The following is a 20,927-nucleotide window of genomic DNA, read 5'->3' as shown; positions in this document are numbered from 1 at the left end:
TGGCCCGATAGGCGTGCACAGCACGGCTCAATCGTGGAAGAATCGGTCGGTCCCGGGGCCCGGGGCTTGATCACTTTCAGCTTTCCGGGGAAATACGTGGAATCCATCGTCGAATACATCAACGGCATCATCTGGAGCAACGCCCTGATCTTCATGTGTCTGGGCGCAGGTCTGTGGTTCACCCTCCGTACCCGTTTCATGCAGATCCGCGGCTTCGCGGAAATGTGCCGGCTGACCGTGCGCGGCCAGAAGTCCGAAGCCGGCGTGTCCTCCTTCCAGGCGCTGGCCATGTCGATGGCCGGGCGCATGGGCATCGGCAACATCGCCGGCGTGGCCACCGCCATCGCCTACGGCGGTCCCGGCGCGATCTTCTGGATGTGGGTGATGGGCTTCCTGGGCGCCTCCACCTCCTACGTCGAGTCGACGCTGGCCCAGATCTACAAGGTCAAGGACGGCGAAGGCCGCTACCGTGGCGGCCCGGCGTATTACATCGAGAAGGCCATGGGCCTGAAGTGGTACGCGGCCGCCTTCGCGCTGGCCACGGTCGTCGCCGCGGGCTTCCTGCTGCCGGGCGTGCAGGCCAATGCCATCGCCGACAGCGCGGTGGCGGTGATGTGCTCCGGGGCCGATGCCTGTGCTTCGATGGGCGGCACCGGCAGCATGAAACTGTGGATCGGCATCGCCGTGGCGGTGCTGCTGGGCGTGATCATCTTCGGTGGCGTCAAGCGCATCGCCAGCTTCGCCGAGGTGGTGGTGCCGTTCATGGCGCTGGGCTTCATCCTGATGGCCATCGTGGTGATGATGCTCAACGCCAGCAAGGTGCCGGCGATGTTCGCCGACATCTTCTCCAGCGCCTTCGGTGCGCACGCGGCGTTCGGCGGCATCATCGGCCAGGCCATCGCCTGGGGCGTCAAGCGCGGCATCTACGCCAATGAGGCCGGCCAGGGCACCGGCCCGCACGCCGCCGCCGCCGCCGAGGTCTCGCACCCGGCCAAGCAGGGTTACGTGCAGGCCTTCGCCATCTATTTCGACACCATGCTGGTGTGCACCTCGACCGCGTTCCTGGTGCTGTCCACCGGCATGTACAACGTGTTCCGCGAAGTCACCGTCGACGGGGTGCAGAAGCTGGAGGCCATCGTCACCGGTGTGCCCGGCGTGGCCCCGTCCGAAGGTGCCTTGTTCACCCAGGCCGCGGTGGAGTCGGTGATGCCGGGCTGGGGCGCGGGTTTCGTGGCGCTGGCGCTGTTCTTCTTCGCCTTCACCACCATCATGGCCTACTACTACATGGCCGAAACCAACCTGACCTACCTGGCCGGCAGCAACCGCACCCATCCGGCGGCCACGCTGGTGCTGCGCCTGGGCATCATGGGCATGGTGGTGTTCGGCGCCTTCCACAACGCCAAGATGGCGTGGGCGCTGGGCGACATCGGCGTCGGCCTGATGGCCTGGTTGAACGTGATCGCGATCCTGATCCTGCAGAAGCCGGCGATGCTGGCGCTGACCGACTACGAGCGGCAGAAGAAGCAGGGCCTGGACCCGGTCTTCAACCCGGATGCACTGGGCATCAAGAACGCCGACTTCTGGCGCACCAACAAGTAAGCGAGTACTCAAGCAGTGAGCAACCCCTGGAACAACCGACGCCCGTCCTCCCGCCCGCCGCGCGCGACCCCGTTGCCGGCCAGCCCGCGCGATGGCGCAGGGGCCGGTGGCCCGCCGGTGCGTGGCAGCGACGAGCTGCGCCTGTATGGCTTCAACGCCGTGCAGGCCATGTTCGCCCGCCGTCCGCAGGCGTTGCGCAAGCTGTACCTGGCCGAGGACATGATCCCGCGGCTGCAGCCGGTGCTGAAATGGTGTGTGGCCAACCGCGTCGGCTACCGCGTGGTGGGCGATGGTGACCTGAACAAGCTCGCCGCCACCACCCACCACGAAGGCGTCGTCGCCGACGTGGTGCGGCAGGAGCCGCTTGCGCTGGCGGCGTGGCTGGGCACGTTGGCCGACGGCCCGGCACTGGCCCTGTGGTTGGATGGCGTGGGCAACCCGCACAACTTTGGCGCGATCCTGCGTTCGGCGGCGCATTTCGGTGTGTCGGCGATCCTGCTGCCGGCCGAATCCACGCTGGCGTTGTCCGGAGCGGCGGCACGCGTTGCCGAAGGCGGCGCCGAGGCGGTGCAGCTGGTCCGCCTGCCGGCCCTGCCGCAGGCGCTGGCGCAGCTGCGTGGCGCCGGTTTCGGGTTGGCGGCCACGCTGGTCGAGGGGGGCGAGAACCTGTTCACCACGGCGCTGCCGGCGCGCATGGTCTACGTGATGGGTGCCGAAGGCGAAGGCATGGACCGCGATTTCGCGCAGGGCTGTGACCTGCGCCTGTCCATCCCCGGCACCGGCGCGGTGGAAAGCCTCAACGTGGCCTCGGCTACCGCAGTGTTCCTGTCCAGCTGGTGCAGCCGTCACGCCAAGGCGTGATCGGTTCGATGCGTGTTGAACGACAAAGGCGCCGTCGGCGCCTTTGTCGTTCACGGTAGAGCGGAATCACGCTCCACTGAGGCCATGCGGGAATTAGCCCCACCGGGCGCGGCTCGGCACCACGTGCAACGGAAAGGCGCCTTGCGGCGCCTTTCCGGTCACGGCCCGGGCGATCACTCGCGCGGCGGCACCACGTCCTTGGCCTCGCTGCCGAAGCTGCCTTCCGATTCGGCGGCCAGGTAGGCGAACACGGTGTATGCGGCCACGTTCTGCGCCAGCGCCTTCGGGTCGATCTTGTCCAGGGTGTCGTCCGGGGTGTGGTGCAGGTCGAAATAGTCGGTCCCGTCCTGCGCCAACCAGGCCCAGGCGCCGCCCTTGGCCGCCAGCGGGCCGACATCCGGGCCCGGACCGCCCTTGCCCGGCTGGTACTCGATGCCCAGCGGTGCCAGCGCTTCGGCGATCTGGCGGGTCGCCTCGCGCGAACCCTCGGCATTGCCCGAGCCGGTGTTGAACGCATAGATGCGGCCCGCGCCGAAGTCGCTTTCGGCCGCGATGTGCTGCTGCACGATCTCGCCGGCCTGCACGCGCGCGGCAGCGTAGGCCTTGCCGCCGTGCAGCCCCTGTTCCTCGTTGGCGAAGGCGATGACGCGGATGGTGCGCTTGGGCGCCTGCTTGAGCTGGCCGATCAGGTGGCCCGCCGCCATGGTGATGCCTACGCCTGCGCCGTCATCGATCGCGCCGGTGCCCAGGTCCCACGAATCCAGGTGACCGCCGATCACCACCACTTCCTTGGGCAGGCTGCGGCCGGTGATCTCGCCGATCACGTTTTGCGAGGTGTAGCTGCCATCCCAGCCGCAATCCAGCGCGATGCGGATGCGGGTGGCACCGCGCGCGACCAGCCGGTTGAGCTGGTCTGCATCCGGGCCGGACAGCGCGGCCGACGGTACCGGCGTCAGGCCTTCATCGAAGCGGGTGATGCCGGTATGCGGCATGCGGTGCGAATCGGTGCCTGCCGAACGCATGATGTAGCCGATCGCGCCCTTGCGGATGGCCTCGGACGGGCCGCGGCTGCGCACGGTGCCGCCGATGCCGTAGTCCTCGCCACTGCGGCTGCGGTTCATGGTGAAGTCGACGTAGGCGATCTTGCCCGCCAGCGAACCTTCCGGTGCAGCCTTCAGGGCATCCAGGCCCTCGAAGCGCACCACTTCGGCTTCGACCGTTCCGGCCGGGCTGCCGCCCAGGGCGGTGATGGTCAGCGGTTGCGGATGCGCGCCGAGTACCGAGGCGTGTTCACTGCGACGCTCCCACTTCGGGAAGGTGACCGGCTCGGTCCAGACCTTGTCGAAACCCAATGCCTTGAACTTGGCCTTGGCCCATTCCACGGCACGCGCATCGGCTTCGCTGCCGGCCATGCGCGGCCCGACTTCGGTGGTCAACGACTCCACCACCTGCCAGCCGGTGGTGTCGGCCAGCGCCTGTTCGCGCAGCTGCGCGGCGGTGCTGATCGCCGCATCGGGGATGCGGGTCGGCGCGGGTGCGTTCGTCGCGCCGGCCGTGGCGCACAACAGCAAGGTGGCAAGGGCGAGGGCAGTGCGACGCATGGGTTCCGCTCCGAAGTAAAGAATCACTGACTTTAGCAGCGTGATCCGGCCACCGAATGTGCCGGTTGGGGGGATGGCCGCGCTGCCTGGTGCACCTGGAGCATCACGATGTGAACCGCTGCCCGGAATGTCCGGCATGCAGATGCGGACGACCCTGACTTCAGGAGTTTTCCCGCTGCGCCGCGCCATGTCCGCGGGCGAGCCTACGCGACCACCGATGGGGTGGATAAGCGCGTAGCTGGAGCAAGCATGAAGTGGCAGCACAGGATGGCAGCCCCGTTGTTTTCGATGGCACTGATACCGGCGATGGCGCTGGCCGAGGAGTCACGGCAGGAGGTCCACCCGGCCCGTTTCACCGGGCCACTGATCACCTCCAACCCGGCGGCCTACACGCCCGGGCATTTCTATCTGCAGCCCTATCTGATCAACACGCGCCAGCGCGGGTACTACGACGGTCAGGGCAATCGCTTCGGGTTGGGCGAGCACGGCAGCGACCTGCAGCTGAGCCTGCTGGCCGGTTATGGCATCAGTGAGCGGCTCACCGGGCAGCTCTCGCTCAGTGCCGGACGGGCACGCATCGGCCAGCAGCGCGCTGATGGCCTGCGCTTCGGCGACAGCACGCTCAAGCTCAACTACGTGCTGCGCCCACGGGCGGCTTCGACGGGTGACATGGTCATCAGTACCCAGGTGAGCCAGACGCTGGTCACGGGCAGTTACGACGAGCTTGGCGGCAATGCGCTCAATGGGCGTGGCAACGGCGCAAGGCGCACCGCTCTTTCCCTGGTGGGCCAGCAATGGTTGCCGATGTCCAGCGGCCACACGCTGCGGTGGCGCTGGCAGGTGGGCTGGAGTCCGTCGCCTGGCCGCGTCGACGTGGAGGGAACCAGTGTGTTTGGTGCCGGGCATGCCTTCCGCGGCGCGATGCACCACGGCAGCAACACCAGCGCCGCGGTGGGGTTCGAATACAGCCTCAGCCCGGATTGGGCACTTGCGTTGGACGTCACCGCCTCACGCGACGGGCGCGCGGTGTTGCAGGGGTGCCATGCCCCTGCGCAGGGGCGCTGCGTCCAGGGGCAGCGTCGCGCCGACCCACGCAGCCGCAGTTTCAGCGCGGCACCGGCAATCGAGTACATCCACAGCGATCGGGTGGGCTTCCTGCTCGGAGCCGAGCTGTCGCTGCCAGGTGGGCGCAACAGCGCGTCGTTCGTCAGCCCCCAGTTCTCGGCGATGCTGACCTTCTGATCGGCGCAGACGAAAACGGCCGGAAGGAAGTCCTTCCGGCCGTTGCATCAACGCCCCGGGGTGCCTCAGCGCTTGTTGAGGCTGTCGCGGATCTCGCGCAGCAACAGCACTTCCTCGGACGGCTCGGCCGGTGCCGCCGGGGCCTCTTCCTTCTTGCGCGAGAGCCGGTTGACCACCTTGACCAGCATGAAGATGGCGAAGGCGACGATGATGAACTGGATCAGGGTGTTGATGAAATCACCGTAGCCGATCACCACCGCCGGGATCTCCTTGCCGTCGGCACCGATCTTGGCGGGGGCCAGGGTCCAGGCCAGCGCCGAGAAGTCGACGTTGCCGATCAGCCAGCCGATCGGCGGCATGATCACCTTGTCCACCAGCGAGGTGACGATCTTGCCGAACGCGCCGCCGATCACGACACCGACCGCCAGGTCGATGACGTTGCCGCGCATGGCGAATTCCTTGAACTCGCTAATCATTCCCATGAAGTTCTCCTGTTCGTACGGATGGGGGAGCTGGCGCAGCCTACTCCATCGGATGTCGTCAGGCGATCACGCCCTGGCAGCGGGCGATGTCACCCAGCCGTGCATCGAAGCGGTCGCCCTTGTGCAGTGCCGCCACGCCGGCCGGCGTACCCATGAACACCAGGTCGCCGGCACGCAGTGCGTACAGCTTGGACAGCTCGTGCAGGATCTCCGGGACGTTCCAGATCATCTGGTCCAGGGTGGATTGCTGGCGCAGCTGGCCGTTGATCTCCAGCGACAGGCGCACCGCTTCCAGCGGGCCCACCTGGTCGGCCGGCACCAGCGTGCTGACCGGCGCCGAATGATCGAACCCCTTGGCGATGTCCCAGGGCCCGCCCTTGGCCTTGGCCGCGGCCTGCAGGTCACGACGGGTCAGGTCCAGGCCCACGCCATAGGCGGCCACCAGCGCCAGCGCGGCGTCGACCGGCAGCACGCCGGCCGGTGCATCCCTGCCCAGCGCCACGACCAGCTCCACCTCGTGGTGCAGGTCGGCGGTGGCGGGCGGATAGGGCACTTCGGCATCGCCGGTGACGATGGCATCGGCCGGCTTCATGAAGAACATCGGCTGCCCGCGGTCGCTCGGTGCGGCGGGCGTGGCCCCCATCTCGCGCGCATGGTCGGCGAAGTTGCGGCCCACGCAATAGATGCGGTGCACCGGGAACGTACTGCCGCCGGCCACCGGTACACGGGGCAGGGTCGGGGTGGGGATCAGATCAGTCATGGTTCGCGTCCAGGTGAAACGACGCGAAAGTCTAGCGGAGTTGTGCCCGGCCAAGCGCTGCAGCGGGGGCCGGGAACTCAGGCGCCGGTGCTGTGCGGCAGTGCGGCCTTGCGCACCACGCGGTACTCGGCGTCGACCACCGACGGGTCAGCCTTGCCGGCGTTGCGGCGCTTGCGTGCTGCCAACAGCTTCCAGGCGATTCCGCCGAGGATCATCGCGGCACCGACAAACACGCCGGCCACGACCAGCACCGCCAGGATGGCCAGGCCCAGCAGGCCGAGTGCAATCCGTACGAGCGGGTTGCGCGGCTTGCGCGGCTCGAGCAGGTTGCGGAGCTTGGAGAACTGGACGTAACGGATGCGCATGAAAGGGGTGTGACCGTTTGGCTGCCGGCGAGTATCGGCGGCGATGCGGGGCAATGCGTGAAGTTGTCGTTAATTCTTGCCTGAATATGTCATCAGGACAATGGTTCCGGTCAGCTTGGTCATGGTCCGGATGGCTGCGTGCGACAATCGCGGTTCGAATCGCGCCGGTGTTCCAGATGTCTTCCGTATCCTCGCCCGAAACTGAATTGGCAAAACTCGATGACCTGCCCGATGGCGGCTTCCACGCGGTGACCGCCACCCTGCAAGAGGATGCCGAAACCCTGGTGCTGTACCGCGATGGCGCGCAGGTGCGTGCCTGGTTGAACGTCTGTCCGCATGCCGGTCGCGCGCTGGACTGGGCGCCGGGGCAGTTCCTCAAGAGCCGCGAGGGACACCTGGTGTGCGCCGTGCACGGGGCTTCGTTCGAACTGGAGGGCGGCCTCTGCGTGGCCGGCCCGTGCAAGGGCGATTCGCTGCGCGCGGTACCCGTTGAAGTGCGTGACGGACGGGTGCTGTTGGCCGGTGCGTAGAAGTGGCGTAAGTGGCCAAGTCCGTCGGCGCTTGTCACACACGTATTGAATTGCTGGCCCGCAGGCAGGAATGCAAGTTCAGCATCGTGATTGACGATGGCACGTGCTGCGCCCGCCGCGCTCCTACGGACGGAGCCATCGGTTGCTTCGCCGCCAGGAGCGCCTGGACGGCCGCGCGTCGCTTCAGAACATCAGGTTGATCATCACCACCACGATGATCGTGTAGAGCAGCGACAGCGGGCCGCCGACGCGCCACATCTCGCGCGGGGTGTACTTGGCCGGGCCCATCGCCATCGAGATCACCGGGTTGGAGGCGGTCATCAGGTTGTTGGACGCCGACAACGCCACGATCAGCGCGAACGCAGTGGGGTTGCCGCCGGCTGCCAACGCCAGGTTGACCGCGATGGGCACCATGACGATGGTGGCGCCGACATGGCTGATCACCAGCGAGAACGCGGTGGTCAGCAGGGCCAGCGCCAGTTCCAGCGCCCAGACCGGGATGCCGGTGGGCAGCTTGTCGATGGTGTGGCCGGCGATCCAGGCCGCCGCGCCGCTGCTGTCCATCGCCCAGCCCAGCGGGATCAGCCCGGCCATCATGAAGATGGTCTTCCAGTTGATCGCCGCGTAGGCCTCGTCCATGCGCAGCACGCCGGTCAGCAGCATGCCGGCCACGCCCATGAGCAGGGTCAACGCCACCGGCAGGTGCGAGGTCAACGCGATGATGATGGTGATGGCGAAGATCGCCATGGCGATCTTGAACTTGTGCGGACGCTGCTCGCCCTTGGGGTAGTCGGTGACCACCACGAAGTCACGGCTGCCCGCGGCGGTGGCGAGGTCCTGCCAGATGCTGTGGAAGACCAGCATGTCACCGGCGCGCAACGGCGTGTTGCGCACGTCCTCGCGGATGACCTGCTTGTCGCGGTTGATCGCCAGCAGGCTGATGCCACGCTCCTTGCGCAGGCGCAGCTCGCCGGCGGTCTTGCCGATCACCCGCGAGGTCGGTGGCACCACGGCCTCGGAGATGCCGGCGCGCGCCGGGTTGAACAGGTCGCCCAGCTGCTTCAGGCGCGAGGACATGCGCAGGAACTGGTTCTGCGCGAAATCCGATACCTGCTGCCGCGGCCCCATCGCGCCGATCACGCTGCCCACCCAGATGCGCATGTCCGCCGGTGGTGCCAGGCGGGTGTCGTCGCCGGTCTTCAGGGCCAGCAGCAACGGTGCATCGAACAGGTTCTCGGCATCGCTGACGGTCATGCCGACCAGCGGGCTCTCGGCGGTGACCAGCAACTCGAACACGTCGCCCTCGATGCCGTAGGCCTTGGCGAAGTAGCTCTCGGTGCGGGCCGGCGCCTGCGCATCGTCGCCTTCGCCGCCTTCCTCCTCCCGGAGCTTGCGGCTGCCATAGAAGTGGAAATAGGCCAGCGAGGCGATCACCAGCGCCACGCCGATCGGCAGCGGCGCGAACATCCGCAAGGGCTCGATCGTCGCGGTGCCGGAGGGCAGGTTGTTGTTGGCCGACATCAACAGGTCGTTGAGCAGGATCAGCGGCGAGTTGCCGACCATGGTCAGCGCGCCGCCCATCACGATGGCGGCGGAAATCGGCAACAGCAGGCGCTTGAGGGTCAGCGTCGTGCGCGATGCCAGCCGCGAGGCCACCGGCAGGTACAACGCCATCACCGAGGGGTTCTGCATGAACGAGGAGTTCAGGCCAGCGGTGGCGGTGGTCAGCAGCAGCAGGCGTTTCTCGACGCCGTGCGAGCGCCGCAGCAGCCAGCCGGCCAGCCGGTTCAACGCGCCGGTGCGGTCCAGCCCGGCGCCGAGGATGGTGGTGGCGATGATGCTCATCACCGCGTTACCGGAGAAACCGCCGAAGATTTCTTCCGGTGCGATCAACCCGGTCACGCCGAGCACCACCATCACCACCAGCGCGACCACGTCGGCGCGGATGCGCTCGAACAGGAACATCGCCATCGTGAAGCCGACCAGCCCGAGCACGAGCTTCATGTCGGTCGTCAGCGTCAGCGCGGTATCCATGCGGCGGCGGTTCCTTCAGCAGTCCCGGTCAGGCGCGGTCGTAGAGCAGATCCCAGACGCCATGGCCGAGCTTCTGGCCACGGGTCTCGAAGTGGGTCTGCGGGCGCCAGTCCGGGCGCGGCACGCTGCCGCGCGGGCCGGCGCGGTTGGCCAGGCCTTCGGTGGCGTCGAGCACGTCCCACATCTGCTCGGCGTAGTCGGCCCAGTCGGTGGCACAGTGCAGCAGGCCACCCGGGCGCAGCTTGCGCACCAGCAGCGCGGCGAAGGCCGGCTGCACGAGGCGGCGCTTGTTGTGGCGCTTCTTGTGCCACGGGTCCGGGAAGTAGATGCGGATTTCGTCCAGCGCGCCGTCGGCGATTTCCTTCTCCAGCACTTCCACCGCGTCGTGGTGGTAGAGCTTGACGTGGTCGGCGCCGTCGTCGGCCAGTGCGTTGAGCAGGCGGCCCACGCCGGGGGCGTGCACCTCGATGCCTATGTAGTCCTTGGACGGGTCGAACTGCGCGGCGTAACGCAGCGCGGCACCGTTGCCGAAGCCGATTTCCAGCACCTTGGGCGCGACGCGGCCGAAAGTGGCGTCCAGATCACGCGGTTCGCCGTTGAAGTCGATGCCGAAACGCGGCCAGCGCTCGTCGAACGCGCGCTGCTGGGCCGGGGTGAAGCGGCCCTGGCGCAGCACGAAGCTGCGTACTTCGCGGCGGCCTTCGGTCACGGTGAAGGGCTTGGGCGGTGCCTTGGAGCCCGCGCTGTCAAAGGGATTGGTCATCAGGCGATCAACCCTTCCACCGGCGAGGAGGCACTGGCATAGCGCTTGCGCGGGATGCGCCCGGCCAGGAAGGCCTCGCGGCCGGCTTCCACGGCCTTGCGCATGGCGCTGGCCATCAGCACCGGGTTGCGGGCGCCGGCAATGGCGGTGTTCATCAGCACGCCGTCGCAGCCCAGTTCCATCGCGATGGCCGCATCGGACGCGGTGCCGACGCCGGCATCGACGATGATCGGCACCTTGGCGTTCTCGATGATCTCGATCAGGTTGTACTTGTTCTGGATGCCCAGCCCCGAACCGATCGGCGCGGCCAGCGGCATCACCGCGGCGCAGCCGATCTCCTCCAGGCGCTTGGCCAGGATCGGGTCATCGGAGGTGTAGACCATCACGTCGAAGCCGTCCTTGACCAGTTGCTCGGCCGCCTTGAGGGTGGCCATCACGTCCGGGTACAGGGTCTTCTGGTCGCCCAGTACTTCCAGCTTGGTCAGGTTGTGGCCGTCGAGCAGCTCACGCGCCAGGCGGCAGGTACGCACGGCGTCCTCGGCGGTATAGCAGCCGGCGGTGTTGGGCAGGATGGCGTAGCGGTCCGGCGGCAGCACGTCGAGCAGGTTGGGCTCGCCGGGGTTCTGGCCGATGTTGGTGCGGCGGATGGCCACGGTGACGATCTGGGCGCCAGCGGCTTCGGTGGCCAGGCGGGTTTCTTCCAGATCCTTGAACTTGCCGGTGCCGGTCAGCAGCCGGGAGGAATACGTCTTGCCGGCGATGACCAGCGAATCGGAGGGAGCATTTGCGTTCATTGCCGAATTATCACCCATCAGCCCCGGCAGGAGCGGCCTTGGCCGCGAAACCGCTGATGGCCGGGCCTCGCGGAGTGCTGCATGCGGAACCGCCCGAAGGCGGCGGCCCCGCGGTCGTCGGCTTCGCGGCCGAGGCCGCTCCTGACCGTGGGCGGCTGGCTCAACCACCCCCCAGTGCGTGAACGATCTCGACCAGGTCGCCGTCCTGCACGAGGTGCTCGCCATGCCGGCTGCGCGGCACGATCTGGCCGTTGACCTCGACGGCGACCCGGCGCTCGGCCAGGCCTTCATCGGCCAGCAGTTCGAGCACGGTGAGGGGGTGGGAAAGGGGGCGGGCCTGGCCATTGAGCTGGATGTTCATGCGGCCATTTTCGCCAGAGCCGTCGCAAAAGCCCAGCCGCATGCGGCAGCGCAGCGTGAGACTGTTACGAGGGAATGAAAAACTAACAACGTGCGGCAGCGTATGCGCCGCTTACCCCCAGTACGGAGCATTCCATGAACCTCTTCTCCCGCCCGCTGCGCTCGGCCATCGCCGTCGCCATTGCCTTGGCCGCTGCACCGGCCATGGCGCAGTCCCCGTTCTCCAAGACGGTGTTCTTCGGTGACAGCCTGACCGATACCGGCAATTTCCGGCCGGTGCTGGTGCAACTGGATCCGAGTGCGGCGGTCGTCGGCCGCTTCACCACCAACCCGGGCTGGGTCTGGTCGGATTACGTGGCAGACCACTTCGGCACCGATGCCAGCCCCAACGGCAATGGCCAGACCGGCGACAACTACGCCATCGGTGGCGCGCGCGTCGGCGTGGACAGCAGCGTCACCCTGGCCCCGGGTACGCCGGCGCTGCCGGTGGCCTCGCTCAAGAGCCAGATGACCCGTTACCTGGCCGCCAACGGTGGCAAGGCCGATCCGAACGCCCTGTACAGCGTGTGGGGCGGTGCCAATGACCTGTTCGCCGTCCAGGATGCCCCGGCCCAGGCGCAGGCCATCATCGGCGCCGCCGTCGCTGACGAAGTCGGCATCGTCGGCACGCTCAAGGCCGCCGGCGCACAGTACGTGATGGTGATGAACCTGCCGGACATCGGCCTCACCCCGGCCTCCCGCGTGGGCGGTCCGGTCGGCATGGCACAGGGCACCGCGCTGGCCAAGGCCTACAACGATGCCCTGTTCGGTGGGCTCCAGCAGGCCGGCCTGCAGGTGATCCCGGTGGATACCTTCAGCATCCTGCAGGAAATCGTCGCCGACCCGGGCACCTACGGGTTCACCAACGTCTCCGGCATGGCCTGCACGTCCGTCTCGTCGCTGACCTGCAGCCCGCTGACCACGGTCGCCCCGAACGCGGCCAACACCTACGTGTTCGCCGACGGCGTGCATCCGAGCACCGCCGCCCACCAGATCATGGGCCAGTACGCCATCTCGGTGATCGAAGCCCCGCGCCTGCAGCAGGTGCTGACCCACTCGGCGCAGACCACCGGTCGTGCCCGTGCCGACCAGGTCGGCGCGCACCTGGCCGGTCGCCCGGCCGATGGCCTGAGCTGGTGGGGCAACCTGCGTGGCGACATGCAGCGGTATGCACACGCCGACCTGTATGACGGCATGGCACCGGCCGGCCTGTTCGGCGTCGACTGGGCCCGCGACGGCATCGTCCTCGGCGGCTTCGCCGGCTTTGGCCGGATGGACGCCGATTTCGGCAACAGCAAGGGCGACTTCACCCAGGACGACACCACGCTGGGCCTGTTCGCCGGCTGGTACGGCGACAAGGTCTGGGTGAACGGCCAGCTCAGCTACAGCTGGTTGGGCTACGACGTGACCCGCAAGGTCCAGCTCGGCCCGGCCACCCGTGAGCACAAGGGTTCGCCGGACGGCAGCAACCTGACGGCAGCGGTCAACGCCGGCTATGACTTCGGCCAGGAAGGCGGCTTCCGTCATGGCCCGGTCGCGGCGGTGATCTGGCAGAAGGTCAAGCTCGACGGTTACACCGAAAGCAACGCCAGCGCCACCGCGCTGGGCTATGGCGATCAGGACGCCGACTCGACCGTCGGCCGCATCGGCTGGCAGGCGCGCTACGACGGCGGCAACTTCCGCCCGTACGTGCAGGCTACCTACGACCACGAGTTCGAGAAGGGCAAGCAGGCCAGCGCGTGGCTGCAGACGATGGCCGACGTGGGCACCTACAAGGTGCCGGGCCTGGCGTTTGATCGTGATTACGCCACCATCGTGCTGGGTGCCCGGGTCAACCTGTGGGGCCTGAACAGCAACATCGGCATGAGCACTACCACGCTGCAGAAGTCGGCACGTGACATGACCATGTTCGCCAGCTTCAGCGGCAGCTTCTGATCCACGGATGCCGTGAATGGAAGGCGGTGTCGCCCCGGCGGCACCGCCTTTGTTTTGCCAGCCGGCCTGCCCGTGTCGCATTGACCGTTGCGCTGCGAGGGCAGGGGCGCATAGACTTGCCACGCCGCGCGGGTGTAGCTCAATGGTAGAGCAGAAGCTTCCCAAGCTTACGACGAGGGTTCGATTCCCTTCACCCGCTCCATTTTCCAGGCGCCGCAATGGGCCTGAGGCATCACGCAAGGGCGGGTGGGAAGTGCCACGCCTTCCATGCAGGCCCTGCGATGAAACTGGCCATCCTCTCCCGCAACACCAAGCTCTATTCGACCCGTCGACTGGTCGAGGCTGCGCGTGCGCGTGGGCACACCGTCCGCATCCTTGACCCGCTGCGCTGCTACATGCGCATCACCGCCGGCGGCTTCGACATGCATTACAAGGGCAAGCCGCTGTCAGGCTTCGATGCGGTGATCCCGCGCATCGGTGCCTCCATCACCCGCTATGGCACGGCGGTGCTGCGCCAGTTCGAGATGATGGGGGCACGCACCCCGAACCCGTCCGACGCCATCCTGCGCGCGCGTGACAAGCTGCGCGCGCATCAGCTGCTGGCCGCCAAGGGCATCGACATGCCGGTGACGGTGTTCGGCGACAACCCGGACGATACCGACGACCTGCTGTCGATGCTGGGGCCGCCGCCGCACGTGGTGAAGCTCAGCGAGGGCACCCAGGGCCGCGGCGTGATCCTCACCGAGAAGCTCAGCGCCTCCAAGGGCACGGTCGAGGCCCTGCGCGGGCTGTATGCCAACTTCCTGATGCAGGAGTTCATCGCCGAAGCGCAGGGCGCGGACCTGCGCTGCCTGGTGGTCGGCGACCAGGTCGTGGCGACCATGCGCCGCCAGGCCCAGGAGGGCGACTTCCGCTCCAACCTGCACGCCGGTGGCACCGCCGAGCCGGTGCAGGCCAGCAAGGCCGAGCAGCAGGTGGCGGTGCGCTCGGCCAGGGCGCTGGGGCTCGGCATCGCGGGCGTGGACCTGATCCGTTCCAGGCGCGGGCCGCTGGTGCTGGAGGTCAATTCGACCCCCGGGCTGGAGGGCATCGAGTCGGTTTCCGGCGGTGATGTCGCCGGGCGGATGATCGATTACGTCGCAAATCTCAAGCGCTGACGGGCACCTGCAATTTGTTTGCATGGTTTTAACAACCCTTTAATCCGCTTGGTTCTAGCCTGCTTCCACTGTACCCAGCCCTCCTCAGTGGGTCCGGTGATCGGGAATTTTTCAGGCCCTGGCGGTTTTCGCCAGGGCCTTGTTTTTATTGGGTATTTTCTCCTGTTGTTGTGGGGTTGCTACGGCGATAGAGTGTTGCGACCAAGGAGAGGATGAACATGCTGAAGAACGTGATCTTGATGGTGCTGTTTGCGTTGCCCGCCGTTGCATCCGCGGCCAAGCAGGAGCCCGCCCTGCAATCGGCGCAGCCCTTCCAGGTGCAGCAGGCGAAGGTGCGGCAGGAGCTGCAGGCGGGGGAGGTATACAGCGAGATTTCAGCCCCGGATCGGGAACGGGTACTGGCCGCACTGGATCGCATCGCTGCGGTCGTGGGTGAGGGAAGCCTCGACCTGCTGCCTTCCGATGCCCGCGCCCAGGTGCTGGGCGACCACGAGCTCGTCAACACCGTCCTGGCCAAGGCGCGCGAGGACAGCCGTCAGATCTGCCGGCGTGAAAAGACGCTGGGCTCCACGATGGCGACCACCCAGTGCGTTACCGTCGCGCAGCGCGAGCGCATCAGGAATGATTCACGGCGCGCGGTGGAATCCCTGCAGGGCGGAAAGGACGTCAAGGTAGGCAACTAAAGCCGGCATGTCTGGAGGGGGCTGTTACCGGCAGCAAGCCATCATTGTGAGAAGTTAATACTTGCTGTGATGTAATCCATTTCCTGCCGGGGAAAGCTCCCTGTGCTTTCAAGACAAAGGTACCCGCACACGTGCGCATTCTCGTAATCGAAGATAACAGCGACATCGCGGCGAATCTGGGTGACTACCTGGAAGATCGCGGTCATACGGTGGATTTCGCGGCCGATGGCGTCACCGGCCTGCATCTGGCCGTGGTGCATGATTTCGACGCGATCGTGCTCGATCTCAACCTGCCGGGCATGGACGGCATCGAGGTCTGCCGCAAGCTGCGCAACGACGCGCGCAAGCAGACGCCGGTGCTGATGCTGACCGCACGCGACTCGTTGGACAACAAGCTGGCCGGGTTCGACTCCGGTGCCGATGACTACCTGATCAAGCCGTTCGCGCTGCAGGAAGTCGAAGTCCGCCTCAACGCCTTGTCGCGGCGTGGCAAGGGCGCGCACACGCGCGTGCTGGAAGTGGGCGACCTGGAATACAACCTGGACACGCTGGAAGTGCGCCGCCAGGGCAAGCTGCTGCAGCTCAACCCCACCGCGTTGAAGATCCTGCAGGCATTGATGGAAGCCTCGCCGGCCGTGGTCACCCGCCAGGAACTGGAAACCCGGGTATGGGGTGAGGAGTTGCCGGATTCGGATTCCCTGCGCGTGCATATCCACGGGCTGCGCGCGGTGGTGGACAAGCCGTTCGCCGCACCGATGATCCAGACCCGCCATGGCATTGGATACCGCATCGCCGTTGCCGATGTCTGAGGACGTTGCGCCTGGGCCGACACGCAAGCGGGGGCGTTATCGCCGCCGCCTGCGTAGCCGCATCATCCTTTCATTCGTGTTGTTGGGCTTCTGCCTGACCACGCTGTTCGCGTTTGCGACGAACTGGGCGCGGATGCGCGTGGAAAACCAGTTGGTCGAGGACGTGATGAACACCAATCTCGACGCATCCTGGGAAAGCTACGTCCGCAGTGGTGGCAAGGACGTGATGGCGCCGGTGCAGCAGATTCGCGCCATCCTCATCCGCCCCGACAAGCCCGACCGGCTCGAAGCCCTGCGTCGGGAGTATCCCGAATGGGAGCATCTGCGCGACGGCATCCATAACTTCAGTGGTGAGGATGCCGACGGCAAGCCGTTCTACTACAAGGTGGGTGTGCGCAAGACCCCCGATGCCTGGTTTTTCATCGCCTATGACATGGGACAGGCGATGCGCGGTGAGCAGCAGCTCAAGCGCGCGCTGTTTCTTTCGGTGATCGTCTTCAGCCTGCTTTCGTGGGTCCTTGGGTGGTGGTCCGCCTCGCGCGTCATGCGCCCGGTGTCGGATCTGGCGGCCCGCCTGCGTGCCTACCGGGGGGACAACAAGCATCCCGAGCCGTTGGCGCCGCGCTTCCCGGACGACGAAGTCGGCCAGTTGGCCGAGGCCCTGGATGATTATTCGGCGCGATTGACCGAAGTAGTCCAGCGCGACCGTGAGTTCAACGCCGACGTCAGCCATGAGTTGCGTACCCCTTTGGCGGTCATCCGCGGTGCAACCGAGTTGCTGCTCGCGCGCCCGGGGCTTGATGAAAAGGTGCTGCAACGCCTGCAGCGCATCCAGCGGGCCGAACAGCAATGCACCGACCTGATCGGTTCGCTGTTGCTGCTGTCACGCAACGAGCGTGGCCATGGCAACAGCAATGTGGCCAAGGTGGCCGAGCAGTTGCTGGATGCGCATCGCGCGCAGCTGGGTGGCAAACCGCTGGTGCTGGCGCTGGAAGGGGAGCGCGAGCTGGTGGTCGATGCGCCGGAATCGGCGCTGTCGGTCGCGCTGGGCAACCTGATCGGCAACGCAGTGAAGTACACCCAGGACGGGCAGGTGCTGGTACGGGTGGCGGCCGATGCGGTGGAGGTGATCGACTCGGGGCCGGGGTTGAGCGAGGAGGATGCGGCGAGCCTGTTCCAGCGCGGTTATCGTGGCACCCATGCCGGTCATTCGCAGGGTGGGGGCATCGGCCTGTCGATCGTCAGTCGCCTGTGCGCGTTGTACGGTTGGCGGGTGGATATCCGTCCGGGTAGCGAACGCGGCGTGATCGCCACGTTGCGTTTCTCCGCCGCCTGATCAGGCGCGGGTTGGCCGTTACCGTTTGCTGGCTAGATCGCGGTAGCGCTGGTCCAGCGCCTCGACCTGCGCCTGCAGCGCATCGGGATGCCCATCATTGACGATGACGTCATCGGCCAGCGCCAGGCGCTGTTCGCGCGTGGCCTGTGCCTGGATCATGCGATCCGCCAGTTCGGCGTTGATGTTGTCACGTCGCAACAGCCGCGCATGCTGGAGCGCGACGGGGGTGTCCACGACGAGGATGCGGTCCAGCCACGGATAGGCGGCACGGCCTCCGACCTCCGTCAGCAACGGGATGGCAGCGATCACATAGGGCCCCGGTGCGGCAGTGCAGATGTCCATCATGCGCCGGCGGATGGCGGGGTGGGTGATGGCTTCGAGCGCACGCCGCTCATCGTCGTTGGCAAATACACGCTGGCGGAGCAGGGCGCGGTCCAGGGTGCCGTCGGCCTGGACGATATCGACGCCGAAACGTCCGACGATCCGTGCCAGGGCGGGGTTGCCGGGGGCCACGACTTCGCGCGCGGCCACGTCGGCATCGGCGACGACGATGCCCAGTGCTTCGAAGCGCCGGCTGACCTCGCTCTTGCCTGAGGCAATCCCGCCGGTGAGGCCAATGGTGAAATTGCTCATTGCAGACGGGCTCGGTTGAGCGGGGTGGCCTCGCGGCTTCGTCCCCGCATCCGCATGGACAGTGGTCTTACTGCTGCAGGCCGGACAGTCGCAGGTAACCGCCAATCAACTGGTCGCCCCACATGAAGACCAGCCAGCCGGCGATGGCCAGGTAGGGGCCAAACGGAATCGGCGTGGCCTTGTCACGGCCCTTGGAATACAGCCAGATCGAACCGATGATGGCGCCCACCAGCGAGGACAGCAGGATGATCGGCAGGATGCCCTTCACGCCGCACCAGGCGCCCAGCGCCGCCAACAGCTTGAAGTCGCCGTGGCCCATGCCTTCCTTGCCGGTGAGCTGCTTGAACAGCCACCACACCGTCCAGAGCGACAGGTAACCCACCGCGGCGCCGATCAGCGCGGGCTTGGCGGGCATGTACAGGTTGTCCATGCTGCCGATCAGGCCGAGCCACATCAGGGGCAGGGTGAGCTGGTCCGGAAGCAGTTGCGTGCGCAGGTCGATGCCGGACAGCGCCACCAGGAAGCAGCTCAGCACGATCGCGCCGAAGCCCTGCCAGCCGAAGCCGAACTGCCAGACGCTGGCCAGTACCAGCAGCGCCGTGACCAGCTCCACCAGCGGATACTGCAGCGAAATGGGGGCCTGGCAATGGCGGCACTTGCCACGCTGGACCAGCCAGCTGAACAGCGGGATGTTCTCGTACCAGCTCAGCTTGTGCTTGCAATGCGGGCAGTGCGACGGCTCGACCACGATTCCCGGCGGCGGCGGCTCGTAGATGTCCGGCTGCTCGAGAATCTCGCGCGCGTCACGCCGCCACTGCCACTCCAGCCGCTTGGGCAGGCGCAGGATCACCACATTGAGGAAGCTGCCGATCAGCAGTCCCAGGCCGACCGCGGCGGGGTAGCCGAGGCCGGGATGCTGGTCGAGAAATGCCATCTGTCAATTATCCAACAATCGAGGCCAGCTTGAAGATCGGCAGGTACATGCCGATGACCATGCCGCCCACCACCACGCCGATGAACACCATGATCATGGGTTCGATCAGGCTGCTCAGCGCGTCGACGGCGTTGTTCACTTCCTGCTCGAAGTATTCGGCCACCTTGAACAGCATCGAGTCCAGGGCGCCTGCTTCCTCGCCGATGGCGGTCATCTGCACCACCATGTGCGGGAACAGGTTGACCTGCTTCATGGCCATGTTGACCGGGTAGCCCACGGCGACATCGTCGCGCATCCGCAGCACCGCCTGTTCATAGACACTGCTGCCGGTGGCGCCGGCGACGATGCTGAGAGCTTCCACCAGGGGCACGCCGGCCTTGAACGTGACCGCCGTTGTGCGGGCAAAACGCGCAATGGCGCTGTTATGCAGGATCTGGCCGATGACCGGAACCTTCAATACAAGCCTGTCCATTGCGTGCTGCATCGGTATGGATCGCTTGTAGGCGAACATGAAACCGATGATCGAACCTGCAACGATGAACAGTATCAGCCACCACCAGCTGACCATGAGCTTGGAGGCTGCAACGATCATCTTGGTGAAGGCGGGCAGGTCCGCGCCGAAGCCGGCAAACACCTCCTCGAATTGCGGAACCACCCAGATCAGCAGGATCGAGCTCACCAGCAGCGCGACCGCGATGGTCATGGTGGGATAGAACAGCGCCTTCTTGATCTTGCCCTTCAGGGACTCGAGGTTCTCCTGATAGTTGGCGATGGTTTCGAGCACGGTCTCCAGAACGCCCGCGCCTTCGCCGGCGCGGACCAGGTTGCGGTACAGCTCATCGAACTGCACGGGGTGCCTGCCGATGGCCTCGTACAGCGAGGAACCGCCTTCCAGGTCAGCGCGGATCTGCCCCACCATCTTGGCCATGCGGGGGTTCTTGTGCCCGCTGCCGATGATCTCCAGCGCCGTCACGATGGGCACGCCGGACTTCATCATGGTCGCCATCTGGCGGCTGAAGAAGGCGATGTCCTTGGGCTTGATGGGCTTGCCGGTGGCGCCGAACAGCGGTTTGGGCTTGGGTTTCACCACGGTGGGGGTGATCCCCAGGCGGCGAAGCTCGGCCTTGAGCAGGTTGGCGTTCTTGGCGTCCTGCTCGCCCTTCATCTTGGTGCCGCGCTTGTCGGTCCCCTCCCAGACAAACGGCTGCATCTGGCTGGTGTTGCGACCCGCCGACTCTTTGCTTGCTGCACTTCGGGTAACGGCCATTTCTTCTCCCCGTCCGGGCATCCCCACCCGGAACAATGGTCTGCATGGTAGCGGTTCGCTTGGCTTCCGGCACGCCCTCATCCGGCCTTTGACGCGTTGGGTCACACTTGGCCGGGACAGGGCGCTGGCCAAAGGGTGGAGGGCTGCGTCACATTGTGACGTTTTTCGTCATGTTGGAGTGCCAGTCTCGAAATTGATGCCGGGGGGCTTCACTTATTTCAGGATGCTGCCATCATTGCTGCGGGGAGTAGGGGGTGCTGGGCTAGTTGGCACGCAACCTGCTTTGTAACCCCATGCGGGGCGGGCATTCGCCTGCAACCATGTTCACAATTCCACCTCTAGGGGATGTACTTATGAAGAAGCAGCAGGGCTTTACCCTCATCGAACTGATGATCGTCGTGGCGATCATCGCCATCCTGGCCGCCATCGCGCTGCCGCAGTACCGCAACTACACCCAGCGTTCGGCCAACGGTGCCTGCCTGGCTGAAGCCAAGGCCTTCATGGGCGCGGCCGTTGCCAATCTGGCCGATGGTCGCACCGCTCCGCCCTACACTCCGAAGGGTTGTGACCCGGCCGGTACCGTTCCGACTGTCGATGAGGCTGCCTACAACGGCGGCACGACGGTGACCTTCGCGGCTGCAACGAAGGGCAATGCGCAGATCAAGAAGGATACCGATTGCAATGTTGGCAGCGGTCAGTGCGAACTGCAGCCGTAAATCTCCGGTGATGAGGAGATCGAAAAG

The 20,927-nt window shown here is 66.3% G+C and carries 21 protein-coding genes and 1 tRNA gene; 11 read left to right on the top strand and 11 right to left on the bottom strand.

Annotation, left to right across the window (positions count from 1 at the left end; all coding sequences use genetic code 11):
- Positions 1-96 precede the first annotated feature (96 nt).
- Both IB227_RS11245 and IB227_RS11240 read left to right on the top strand, forming a co-directional pair.
- Positions 97-1,599 (top strand): alanine/glycine:cation symporter family protein, encoded by a 1,503-nt coding sequence (locus tag IB227_RS11245; protein WP_192287476.1) that lies wholly within the window; start codon positions 97-99, stop codon positions 1,597-1,599.
- Between the two features lie 15 nt (positions 1,600-1,614).
- Positions 1,615-2,460, top strand: coding sequence for a TrmH family RNA methyltransferase (locus tag IB227_RS11240; protein ID WP_192287475.1), 846 nt, complete (start codon positions 1,615-1,617; stop codon positions 2,458-2,460).
- A 173-nt stretch (positions 2,461-2,633) separates the two neighbouring features.
- On the opposite strand, the gene IB227_RS11235 is transcribed toward IB227_RS11240, so the two are convergent.
- Complete coding sequence (locus IB227_RS11235) at positions 2,634-4,061, bottom strand: M28 family peptidase (protein ID WP_132865406.1); 1,428 nt, start codon at positions 4,059-4,061, stop codon at positions 2,634-2,636.
- 249 nt (positions 4,062-4,310) lie between these two features.
- Between IB227_RS11235 and IB227_RS11230 the strand changes: the two genes are divergently transcribed.
- Positions 4,311-5,303 (top strand): hypothetical protein, encoded by a 993-nt coding sequence (locus IB227_RS11230; RefSeq protein WP_192287474.1) that lies wholly within the window; start codon positions 4,311-4,313, stop codon positions 5,301-5,303.
- A 65-nt stretch (positions 5,304-5,368) separates the two neighbouring features.
- Here IB227_RS11230 and mscL read toward each other — a convergent pair whose 3' ends face one another.
- The 3 genes from mscL to IB227_RS11215 form a co-directional block, all read right to left on the bottom strand.
- Positions 5,369-5,785: a large-conductance mechanosensitive channel protein MscL gene (gene mscL / locus IB227_RS11225; RefSeq protein WP_132865404.1), complete on the bottom strand. Its 417-nt coding sequence runs from the start codon at positions 5,783-5,785 to the stop codon at positions 5,369-5,371.
- A 58-nt stretch (positions 5,786-5,843) separates the two neighbouring features.
- Entirely contained in the window at positions 5,844-6,545 is a 702-nt protein-coding gene (locus IB227_RS11220) for a fumarylacetoacetate hydrolase family protein (protein ID WP_192287473.1), read from the bottom strand.
- A 77-nt stretch (positions 6,546-6,622) separates the two neighbouring features.
- Positions 6,623-6,910 (bottom strand): hypothetical protein, encoded by a 288-nt coding sequence (locus tag IB227_RS11215; RefSeq protein ID WP_192287472.1) that lies wholly within the window; start codon positions 6,908-6,910, stop codon positions 6,623-6,625.
- A gap of 176 nt (positions 6,911-7,086) precedes the next feature.
- Here IB227_RS11215 and IB227_RS11210 point away from each other — a divergent pair, with 176 nt between their 5' ends.
- Positions 7,087-7,440, top strand: coding sequence for a Rieske (2Fe-2S) protein (locus IB227_RS11210; protein ID WP_192287471.1), 354 nt, complete (start codon positions 7,087-7,089; stop codon positions 7,438-7,440).
- A gap of 183 nt (positions 7,441-7,623) precedes the next feature.
- On the opposite strand, the gene IB227_RS11205 is transcribed toward IB227_RS11210, so the two are convergent.
- The 4 genes from IB227_RS11205 to thiS form a co-directional block, all read right to left on the bottom strand.
- Positions 7,624-9,474, bottom strand: a complete 1,851-nt coding sequence (locus IB227_RS11205; protein WP_132865400.1) for an SLC13 family permease — start codon at positions 9,472-9,474, stop codon at positions 7,624-7,626.
- 28 nt (positions 9,475-9,502) lie between these two features.
- On the bottom strand, positions 9,503-10,237 hold the full coding sequence (trmB, locus tag IB227_RS11200) for a tRNA (guanosine(46)-N7)-methyltransferase TrmB (RefSeq protein ID WP_132865399.1): 735 nt from the start codon (positions 10,235-10,237) through the stop codon (positions 9,503-9,505).
- Positions 10,237-11,031 carry a thiazole synthase gene (locus tag IB227_RS11195; protein ID WP_132865398.1) on the bottom strand — a complete coding sequence of 265 codons (795 nt, stop codon included), beginning with the start codon at positions 11,029-11,031 and terminating at the stop codon, positions 10,237-10,239. Before IB227_RS11195 ends, trmB begins: the two co-directional genes overlap by 1 nt.
- Before the next feature lie 160 nt (positions 11,032-11,191).
- Complete coding sequence (gene thiS / locus IB227_RS11190) at positions 11,192-11,392, bottom strand: sulfur carrier protein ThiS (RefSeq protein ID WP_192287470.1); 201 nt, start codon at positions 11,390-11,392, stop codon at positions 11,192-11,194.
- Between the two features lie 167 nt (positions 11,393-11,559).
- Between thiS and IB227_RS11185 the strand changes: the two genes are divergently transcribed.
- The 6 genes from IB227_RS11185 to IB227_RS11160 all read left to right on the top strand — a co-directional run bounded on the left by IB227_RS11185 (position 11,560) and on the right by IB227_RS11160 (position 17,350).
- Complete coding sequence (locus IB227_RS11185; protein ID WP_192287918.1) at positions 11,560-13,365, top strand: autotransporter domain-containing protein; 1,806 nt, start codon at positions 11,560-11,562, stop codon at positions 13,363-13,365.
- 128 nt (positions 13,366-13,493) lie between these two features.
- A tRNA-Gly gene (locus IB227_RS11180) sits at positions 13,494-13,567 on the top strand.
- Positions 13,568-13,646: 79 nt separating this feature from the next.
- A complete protein-coding gene (rimK, locus tag IB227_RS11175; RefSeq protein ID WP_132865395.1) occupies positions 13,647-14,522 on the top strand; it encodes a 30S ribosomal protein S6--L-glutamate ligase in 876 nt (291 codons plus the stop codon).
- 218 nt (positions 14,523-14,740) lie between these two features.
- Positions 14,741-15,205 (top strand): hypothetical protein, encoded by a 465-nt coding sequence (locus tag IB227_RS11170; RefSeq protein ID WP_192287469.1) that lies wholly within the window; start codon positions 14,741-14,743, stop codon positions 15,203-15,205.
- Positions 15,206-15,336: 131 nt separating this feature from the next.
- Entirely contained in the window at positions 15,337-16,014 is a 678-nt protein-coding gene (locus tag IB227_RS11165; protein WP_132865393.1) for a response regulator transcription factor, read from the top strand.
- Positions 16,007-17,350, top strand: a complete 1,344-nt coding sequence (locus IB227_RS11160) for a HAMP domain-containing sensor histidine kinase (RefSeq protein WP_225591796.1) — start codon at positions 16,007-16,009, stop codon at positions 17,348-17,350. Before IB227_RS11165 ends, IB227_RS11160 begins: the two co-directional genes overlap by 8 nt.
- Before the next feature lie 18 nt (positions 17,351-17,368).
- Here IB227_RS11160 and coaE read toward each other — a convergent pair whose 3' ends face one another.
- The 3 genes from coaE to IB227_RS11145 all read right to left on the bottom strand — a co-directional run bounded on the left by coaE (position 17,369) and on the right by IB227_RS11145 (position 20,127).
- On the bottom strand, positions 17,369-17,983 hold the full coding sequence (gene coaE / locus IB227_RS11155) for a dephospho-CoA kinase (protein WP_192287467.1): 615 nt from the start codon (positions 17,981-17,983) through the stop codon (positions 17,369-17,371).
- 67 nt (positions 17,984-18,050) lie between these two features.
- Positions 18,051-18,917, bottom strand: a complete 867-nt coding sequence (locus IB227_RS11150; RefSeq protein WP_132865390.1) for an A24 family peptidase — start codon at positions 18,915-18,917, stop codon at positions 18,051-18,053.
- A 7-nt stretch (positions 18,918-18,924) separates the two neighbouring features.
- On the bottom strand, positions 18,925-20,127 hold the full coding sequence (locus tag IB227_RS11145; RefSeq protein WP_225591845.1) for a type II secretion system F family protein: 1,203 nt from the start codon (positions 20,125-20,127) through the stop codon (positions 18,925-18,927).
- 410 nt (positions 20,128-20,537) lie between these two features.
- Between IB227_RS11145 and IB227_RS18630 the strand changes: the two genes are divergently transcribed.
- Positions 20,538-20,900, top strand: coding sequence for a prepilin-type N-terminal cleavage/methylation domain-containing protein (locus tag IB227_RS18630; RefSeq protein ID WP_192287466.1), 363 nt, complete (start codon positions 20,538-20,540; stop codon positions 20,898-20,900).
- Positions 20,901-20,927: the final 27 nt, after the last annotated feature.

Origin of the sequence: Stenotrophomonas sp. STM01 (assembly GCF_014852135.1) — a bacterium.
Classification (GTDB): domain Bacteria; phylum Pseudomonadota; class Gammaproteobacteria; order Xanthomonadales; family Xanthomonadaceae; genus Stenotrophomonas; species Stenotrophomonas capsici.
This window is presented reverse-complemented; position numbering and strand designations above follow the sequence as displayed.

What these genes read in the sequence shown, in the direction of transcription:
- IB227_RS11235 (WP_132865406.1), bottom strand. Translation starts at nt 4,061, where the DNA reads ATGCGTCGCACTGCCCTCGCCCTTGCCACCTTGCTGTTGTGCGCCACG.
- IB227_RS11230 (WP_192287474.1), top strand. Translation starts at nt 4,311, where the DNA reads ATGAAGTGGCAGCACAGGATGGCAGCCCCGTTGTTTTCGATGGCACTG.
- mscL (WP_132865404.1), bottom strand. Translation starts at nt 5,785, where the DNA reads ATGGGAATGATTAGCGAGTTCAAGGAATTCGCCATGCGCGGCAACGTC.
- IB227_RS11220 (WP_192287473.1), bottom strand. Translation starts at nt 6,545, where the DNA reads ATGACTGATCTGATCCCCACCCCGACCCTGCCCCGTGTACCGGTGGCC.
- IB227_RS11215 (WP_192287472.1), bottom strand. Translation starts at nt 6,910, where the DNA reads ATGCGCATCCGTTACGTCCAGTTCTCCAAGCTCCGCAACCTGCTCGAG.
- IB227_RS11210 (WP_192287471.1), top strand. Translation starts at nt 7,087, where the DNA reads ATGTCTTCCGTATCCTCGCCCGAAACTGAATTGGCAAAACTCGATGAC.
- IB227_RS11205 (WP_132865400.1), bottom strand. Translation starts at nt 9,474, where the DNA reads ATGGATACCGCGCTGACGCTGACGACCGACATGAAGCTCGTGCTCGGG.
- trmB (WP_132865399.1), bottom strand. Translation starts at nt 10,237, where the DNA reads ATGACCAATCCCTTTGACAGCGCGGGCTCCAAGGCACCGCCCAAGCCC.
- IB227_RS11195 (WP_132865398.1), bottom strand. Translation starts at nt 11,031, where the DNA reads ATGAACGCAAATGCTCCCTCCGATTCGCTGGTCATCGCCGGCAAGACG.
- thiS (WP_192287470.1), bottom strand. Translation starts at nt 11,392, where the DNA reads ATGAACATCCAGCTCAATGGCCAGGCCCGCCCCCTTTCCCACCCCCTC.
- rimK (WP_132865395.1), top strand. Translation starts at nt 13,647, where the DNA reads ATGAAACTGGCCATCCTCTCCCGCAACACCAAGCTCTATTCGACCCGT.
- IB227_RS11170 (WP_192287469.1), top strand. Translation starts at nt 14,741, where the DNA reads ATGCTGAAGAACGTGATCTTGATGGTGCTGTTTGCGTTGCCCGCCGTT.
- IB227_RS11160 (WP_225591796.1), top strand. Translation starts at nt 16,007, where the DNA reads ATGTCTGAGGACGTTGCGCCTGGGCCGACACGCAAGCGGGGGCGTTAT.
- coaE (WP_192287467.1), bottom strand. Translation starts at nt 17,983, where the DNA reads ATGAGCAATTTCACCATTGGCCTCACCGGCGGGATTGCCTCAGGCAAG.
- IB227_RS11150 (WP_132865390.1), bottom strand. Translation starts at nt 18,917, where the DNA reads ATGGCATTTCTCGACCAGCATCCCGGCCTCGGCTACCCCGCCGCGGTC.
- IB227_RS11145 (WP_225591845.1), bottom strand. Translation starts at nt 20,127, where the DNA reads ATGCAGCCGTTTGTCTGGGAGGGGACCGACAAGCGCGGCACCAAGATG.
- IB227_RS18630 (WP_192287466.1), top strand. Translation starts at nt 20,538, where the DNA reads ATGAAGAAGCAGCAGGGCTTTACCCTCATCGAACTGATGATCGTCGTG.